The sequence below is a fragment of the Cohnella phaseoli genome (genome assembly GCF_003386235.1).
Classification (GTDB): domain Bacteria; phylum Bacillota; class Bacilli; order Paenibacillales; family Paenibacillaceae; genus Cohnella; species Cohnella phaseoli.
On sequence record NZ_QRDZ01000069.1, the window covers coordinates 1 to 1,816 of the forward strand.

Here is a 1,816-nt window from a genome sequence, read left to right on the forward strand (position 1 = left end):
GGTAAACTCGTAACAAGGAGATTTCACGATTCCAAAGGCAAACGCTTCGCTCCTCCAGGAGATACATCCCCCCCTCTTTTCATCGAGATTAACTACGAAAAACGCAAAAAGAAACCGTTCTTTGGTAAAATGGAGGTACCACCCACCCATCTACGAAAGGAACGGTTTCTTTGTACATTCAATATACCATGGACCAACTTTCCCTGCCAATGGACTTGGAGGAAGACATTCCTCAAAATCACCTCGTTCGTGTTGTTAACGCCGCTGTGAACCGACTCAGTGACAGCATCTTCGCTTCCGCTTTTCCAGGTGGAGGACGAGACAGTTACCATCCTAAGATGCTCACCAAGATCATCATTTACGCCTACACACAAAGGATCTATTCCTCTCGTCAAATCGCTAAAGCGGTCCGCGAGAACGTCATGTTCATGTGGATTGCCGGTAGGCAACGTCCGGACTTTCGTACCATCAACCGCTTCCGCTCCAAGCGCATGAAAGACGTGCTCGAGGCTGTCTTCACGGCTGTCCTGAAATTTCTGGTCGAAGAGAATTACGTGAAGCTGGAGCATTACTTTGTCGACGGCACCAAGATCGAAGCCAACGCGAATCGGTATACGTTTGTCTGGGGCAAAGCGGTGGTGAAACAAAAAGCCAAGCTGCAAGAGAAAGTACAGACACTGTTTGCTGCTATTGAAGAGGCCGAGAAGCAAGAAGAACACGAACAGGCCGGACAAGATCTCGCTGAGCTCGGTGAAGCATCCTCGTTGACCAGTGAAAAACTGGAGGCTGCCGTTCAACAATTAGAGGCTAAGCTGCAAACAAAGCCGAAGGACAAATCTCTCAAAAAGGCAGTTCGCGTTCTCCGTAAGGATCTGCTCCCACGTCTACAAAAGTATGAACATCAGCAAGAGATCCTCGGAGATCGAAATAGCTATAGCAAAACAGATTTGGATGCGACGTTCATGCGGATGAAGGAAGATCACATGCGCAATGGTCAGCTCAAACCCGGCTACAATGTACAAATCGGAACGGAAAATCAGTTTATTGTCGGCTATAGCCTGCATCAACGTCCGACGGACACGCGGTGCTTAAAACCTCACTTGGAGAAAGTCAAAACCGCCCTTGGCAAGTTGCCGGGAACGGTCATAGCGGATGCGGGGTATGGCGGGGAAGAAAACTACGCCTACTTGGAAAGCGAAGAGCTTGAGGCTGTGATGAAGTACAGCACGTATCACAAGGAAAAATCGAAGAAGTGGCAGAAAGACATCAGTAAGCTGGACAACTGGCAATATGATGAAGCCGAAGATACGTGGACGTGTTCGGCCGGGCGCAAGCTGCTGTTTCGCTACGAGAGCAAGGAAACAACGGAAAGTGGCTTTGAAATTCGGAAGAGGCACTACCGGAGTGCGGGTTGCGAAGGTTGTCCGCTCAAGGACGCCTGCACAAAAGCACAAGGGAATCGGGAAATTAGCGTCAGTCTGAGATATTTGCGTTACAAACAACAGGCACGGGAAAGACTCCGTAGTGAGGAAGGTTATGCATTATCGGTTCAGCGGATGATTGAGCCGGAGAGTGTGTTTGGGCAAATGAAGAATAACCGGGGATTCCGGCGATTTCTGCTTCGCAGCTTGCCGAAAGTAAGCTTAGAGGTCGGATGGCTTTCGCTTGCCCATAATTTGCTCAAGAAGGCCGCAGTAGATCTAAAACACGAAATGACGGCGCAGGGTTAGCACCCTTAACGCCGTCATTTTTCAATTAGGCACCTTTTTTTCAAGCGAGCTGTTCTAAAAGTGAGCTAGAACTTACTTTTGAGACA

General features: G+C 48.9%; 1 protein-coding gene. It reads left to right on the forward strand.

Annotated elements, in window-relative coordinates; genetic code table 11:
- The first annotated feature begins 170 nt into the window (after positions 1-170).
- Positions 171-1,730: an IS1182 family transposase gene (locus DFP98_RS38495; RefSeq protein WP_116065953.1), complete on the forward strand. Its 1,560-nt coding sequence runs from the start codon at positions 171-173 to the stop codon at positions 1,728-1,730.
- Positions 1,731-1,816: the final 86 nt, after the last annotated feature.